Consider the following 4,981-nt stretch of genomic DNA (forward strand, 5'->3'; position numbering starts at 1 on the left):
TTCAGATGGCCAATGAGTTTGACATCATCCACGGCCACATTGACTACTACCCCTACGCCCTGGCCCGCCGCCACCCTCAAGTCTCTTTTTTGGCCACCCTGCACGGGCGGCTGGACATTCCGGAGCTGCAGCCTCTCTACACCGAGTTTCAGGACATCCCAGTGGTCTCCATCTCCAATGCCCAGCGGCGGCCCCTGCCCCAGGCGCGCTGGGTGGGGACGGTCTATCATGGTTTGCCCCTGAATCTGCACCGTTTCTATCCAGAAAAGGGAGATTACCTGGCTTTTCTGGGCCGGGTCTCGCCGGAGAAAGGGCTGGACACGGCCATTGAAATTGCCGCGCGGGCAGGGATGCCCCTGAAAGCTGCTATCAAAATTGACGCCGTGGATCGCCAGTACTACGAGTTAGAGATTAAGCCTTTGGCCAGGCGCCACCCCAATGTGGAGATCGTGGGGGAAATCACCGAACAGGAGAAGAGCGAGTTCTTGGGCAAGGCCTATGCGGTGCTGTTTCCCATCCGCTGGCCGGAACCCTTTGGGCTAGTCATGATTGAAGCGATGGCCTGTGGCACGCCGGTGATTGCCACTCGCTTTGGCTCGGTGCCAGAAGTGATGGCCGACCGCCGCTCCGGCTTTATTGTGGACTCGGTGGAAGAGGCAGTGGAGGCGCTGGAAAAGGTGGGATCCCTTGACCGAGCGGGGGTGCGGCAGGCGTTTGAGGAGCGGTTTAGCGTCGAGAGGATGGTGTCGGAATACGAAGCTCTTTACAACCAATTGGTGAACGAACGGCAGGAGCGCTCGAAGAAAGCCACCCCCGGCCTGTCAACCCTGCCCAGGTAAAGCTGGGGCTATCTGGGGGCTCCTGTTTTGCTCCTTTGGTTGGGTGGGAAGACGCAGATGGCCGAAGACATCATCCAGATTCAGGATCAGTACTACATCCGCGCCAGCGCTTCCTTGGTGGAGGCGCGTCCCCATGTCCTCAAGCAGGACAACTGCTTTGCTATTTTTGACCGCCTGGGCAACATGCGCCCCCTCGGCATCCGGGATCACGGCCTGTTCCGCGACGATACCCGCTTCTTGTCACGGCTGGTCTTGGATTTGCAGGGGAAACAGTTTTTGCTGCTCAGCTCGGAGGTGCGGGAAGACAAGGATATTCTGGCGGTGGATCTCACCAACCCCGAGTTCACCACCTCGGAGGGGCAGTTCATTGAGCAGGAGACGTTGCACGTCCTGCGCACCACTTTTTTATGGAACAACGTGGCCTATGAGCGGATCCGCCTTCACAACTACGGTTTGGAGACGCTCCGCGTGCCCCTTACCCTGCGCTTTGAGGCCGATTTTGCCGATATGTTTGAGATTCGCGGCATCCGGCGGACAAAGCGGGGACAACTGCTGCCGGCCCAGGTGAGCTCAGAAGGGGTAACCTTGCGCTACCGCGGCCTGGACGGGGTGGAGCGGCAAACCCGGATCCTGTTTTCCCCTCCTCCGGACGTGGTTTCGGAAAAGCTGGCGCAGTGGTGGGTGCCGCTGGCGCCGCAGGAGGAGCGGGACTTGGAGGTGAGGGTCGTCTGCAGCTACGGCGGCGAGGAGATCCCGCCTTTGACCTACCAGGAGGCGCTGCAGGCAGAGCGGGAGCAGCGGGCGGCGCTAAGAGCTTTGGCCCACCGCATCGATACCGGCAACGCTCAGTTTAACGAGTGGCTCAACGCCTCGCGGGACGACCTGGTGATGATGCTGGCCCGCACCCCCTATGGGCTCTATCCCCACGCCGGGGTGCCTTGGTTTGCCACGGTCTTTGGCCGCGACGCGCTAATCACCGCCTTGGCCACCCTCTGGTGGTTCCCCGACTTGGCCCGGGGGGTGTTGCTGTACCTGGCAGCCCACCAGGCGCAGGAGGTGGATCCCAGCCGCGATGCCGAGCCCGGCAAGATCCTGCACGAGCAGCGCTACAGTGAGATGGCCAAGACCCGCGAGATCCCCTTTGGCAATTACTTCGGCAGCATCGACGCCACTCCTTTGTTTGTGGTGCTAGCAGGGCGCTATGTGCGCCGCAGTGGGGATCTCGAGCTGTTGCGGCAGTTGTGGCCGAATATCGAGGCAGCTCTCCACTGGATGGACACCTACGGGGATCCCGACGGCGACGGCTTTTTGGAGTATGCCGGCAAAGCGCGGCGGGGCCTGCGCAACCAGGGCTGGAAAGACTCGGAAGATGCCATCTTCTATGCCGACGGATCCCTGGCCGAGCCACCCATAGCCCTGTGCGAGGTGCAGGGCTACGCCTACGAGGCCAAGCTGTTGGCGGCGGAGATGGCGGAGCTGTTGGGGCGGCACGAGCAAGCAGCGCAACTGCGCCAGCAGGCCCAGAAACTGCAGCAGCGGTTTTGGGAGCAGTTTTGGTGCGAGGAGCTGGGCGGCTATGTCCTAGCTTTGGACGGGCGCAAGCAGCCCTGCCGTGTGCGCAGCTCCAACATGGGCCACTGCCTGTTTTCCGGGATCGCCCACCCGCAGCATGCCGAGCGCATCGCGCGGCAACTTTTGGAGCCCGCTTTTTTCAGCGGCTGGGGCATCCGCACCCTGGCGGAAGGGGAAGGGCGCTACAACCCCATGTCCTACCACAACGGCTCCATTTGGCCCCACGACAACGCCCTGATTGCAGCAGGTTTGGCCCGCTATGGCTACAAGGCGGAGGCAGCCCAAGTATTGACGGCCCTGTTTGATGCCAGCCAGTTTCTGGAGCTGCGGCGGCTGCCGGAGCTGTTCTGTGGCTTTCGCCGGCGTCAGCGGGAAGGCCCCACTCTTTACCCGGTGGCCTGTCTGCCCCAGTCCTGGGCAGCGGCCAGTGTGTTCCTGCTGCTGCAAGCCTGCCTAGGCCTGGAGATCGACGGGCTGGCCCAGCAGGTGCGCCTCACCCAGCCCACCCTGCCCCTGTGGCTGCCCTATGTAACTCTTGAGAACATCCAGGTGGGGCGGGGATCCCTGGACATCGGCCTGTATCTCCAGGCAGGAGGGGTGGGGATCAACGTCCTCAGGAGCACGGGGGAGGTGGAGCTGACGGTGAGGTAGGCTACCGCTCCTGCAGCATGTCCTGGATGGAAAGCTGATCCAGGTTCCAGAGAGGGCCGAGGATGGGGCGGGGATCCACCCCTTGCAGGCGGTTGCGCAGGGCCGAGAGCACCAGGGGGTTGAAGGTGCCGATCTGGGGCAGTTGTTCCTGGATGATCACTTGAAAGCGGTCGTAGAGGGCCTTGCGCTTTTCAAAGTCCAGCTCCCGCACCCCCGCAATAAAGATGCGGTCGATCTCCCGCTCCCAATCGCTCACTTCCACTCCTTCGGCGGGATTGCCGGGCAGATCCCCCAGGTTAAACAGGTGCAGGCGGCCATCGCTGCGCCAAATGTTGGAGCCGTTGTTGGGCTCGGTGCCGCCGCCGCCAAAGCCCAGCAACAAGGTTTCCCAGTCGCGGCTGTCGGTGCGCTGCACCACCGTGTTGAAGGCAATGGGGGTGAAGTCAACGGTGATGCCGATCCGCGCCAGGTCGGCCTTGATCAGGGCGCCGGTGGCCTCCCGCTGGTTGTTGCCGGCGTTGGTGATGAGACTGAAGCGGACGCGGTTGCCGTCGGGATCCCGTAGGTGGCCTTCGGCGTCGTAGGTATAGCCGGCAGCCAAGAGCAGTTGCCGCGCCTTTTCGGGATCGTAGTCGTAGGTGGGCAGGCCCTCTGCCGGGCTGAGGTAAAAGGGGCTGGCGGGGGAGAAGACCGAGTGCTGGATCTCGCCCAGCCCCTGCAGGACGCTCTCGACGTAAAATTGCCGGTTCAGGGCGTGGGCCACCGCCCGGCGGAAGTTCAAATCGTTGAACCAGCGGCTTTTGACGGGATCCACAAAGGGCCGCCCGGTTTGGGGGTTGCGGGCCCGGCTGAGGTTGAAGGCAAAGAAATTGTTGTTGAGGGTGGGGCCGAGATTGTAAATCCTGAACTGATCCCGTTCTTCTTCCCGCTTCAGGAGCTGAAAATCTCTGCCTCGCACCGAAAACACGTCGGTCTCGCCGGAGCGAAACTGCAACAGGGCCGTATCTTCCGAGTCCACGATGCGCAGGATGACCCGCTCGATGCGCGGGATCCCTTCCCCTTTCCAGTAGTAGGGGTTGGGACGGTACACCAGCCGCTGTCCGGGGGTATATTCCTGCAAGATGTAGGGGCCGGCCCCCACCAATTCCTGCACCGGCGTGTCAACTCCCCAGGTCTGGAGAAAGAGGGGGTTGCCCTGGCCGTCCACCTGCTCCACAGTGGGCTGCAGAATGTGCTTGGGCAAGAGAGGGGACCCGGCCTGCAACAGGAAAGGGGCAAAGGGCTCCGGCAGGACAAACTCAACCCGCCGCTCGTCCAAGGCCCGCACCTGGGGCAGCGCCCCCGCCTCGCCGATGCGCAACACATCCCGCGCCGAGGTCGGGATCCGCTCGTCAAAGATGATGCGGTTGAAGGTAAAGTCCACATCTGCCGCTGTCAGGGGCTCCCCGTCCGACCAGCGCAGCCCCTCCCGCAAGGTGAAGACATAGCGCAAGCCGTCCTCAGACACTTCCCAGCCTTCCGCCAGCTCCGGCTTGGGCAGGAGGGTATCTTCATCGAGGGTGACCAGGCCCGCCTCCAGGTAGGCGATGGCGTCGCGGCTGGAGCTCTCGGTGGCCAGATAGGTGTTGAAGGTTTTGGGATCCGAGGTGACGGTGGCAATCAGGTGGGGCGGGCGAGCGGGGGCAGCACAGGCGCTAAGCCAGAGAAGGAGGATCCCTAGGAATAGGGGGGCAAAAAGGCTGCTCTTGAGCTGCTCTGTTGAGGTATTGCTTTGGCCTGCCATTTCCTTTGCTGAGTATCCGAGCAAGTTTGAGGGGGCCCGCCGGCGGCCCAAGCGCTCCGCGCCGCTCACGCGACCACCCCCAGCCCCTCTCCCGGAGGGAGTCAGCCCTCACCCCCGGCCCCTCTCCCAGAGGGAG

General features: G+C 62.9%; 3 protein-coding genes. 2 read left to right on the forward strand and 1 reads right to left on the reverse strand.

Annotation, left to right across the window (positions count from 1 at the left end; genetic code table 11):
- Together NW863_RS10070 and NW863_RS10075 are read left to right on the forward strand one after the other, a co-directional pair.
- Positions 1-839: glycosyltransferase family 4 protein (locus NW863_RS10070; RefSeq protein ID WP_414366102.1), on the forward strand; the 839-nt coding region annotated here is incomplete at its 5' end.
- Between the two features lie 57 nt (positions 840-896).
- The gene (locus tag NW863_RS10075) at positions 897-3,062 is read left to right on the forward strand and encodes a glycogen debranching N-terminal domain-containing protein (protein ID WP_414366104.1); all 2,166 of its coding nucleotides are present in this window, start codon (positions 897-899) and stop codon (positions 3,060-3,062) included.
- Position 3,063: 1 nt separating this feature from the next.
- On the opposite strand, the gene NW863_RS10080 is transcribed toward NW863_RS10075, so the two are convergent.
- Positions 3,064-4,845 carry an ABC transporter substrate-binding protein gene (locus tag NW863_RS10080; protein WP_414334655.1) on the reverse strand — a complete coding sequence of 594 codons (1,782 nt, stop codon included), beginning with the start codon at positions 4,843-4,845 and terminating at the stop codon, positions 3,064-3,066.
- Positions 4,846-4,981: the final 136 nt, after the last annotated feature.

Source organism: Synechococcus sp. B60.1 (assembly GCF_047462555.1).
Classification (GTDB): Bacteria; Cyanobacteriota; Cyanobacteriia; order Thermostichales; family Thermostichaceae; genus Thermostichus.

Coding starts and splice junctions, on each gene's coding strand:
- NW863_RS10075 (WP_414366104.1), top strand. CDS start 897: ATGGCCGAAGACATCATCCAGATTCAGGATCAGTACTACATCCGCGCC.
- NW863_RS10080 (WP_414334655.1), bottom strand. CDS start 4,845: ATGGCAGGCCAAAGCAATACCTCAACAGAGCAGCTCAAGAGCAGCCTT.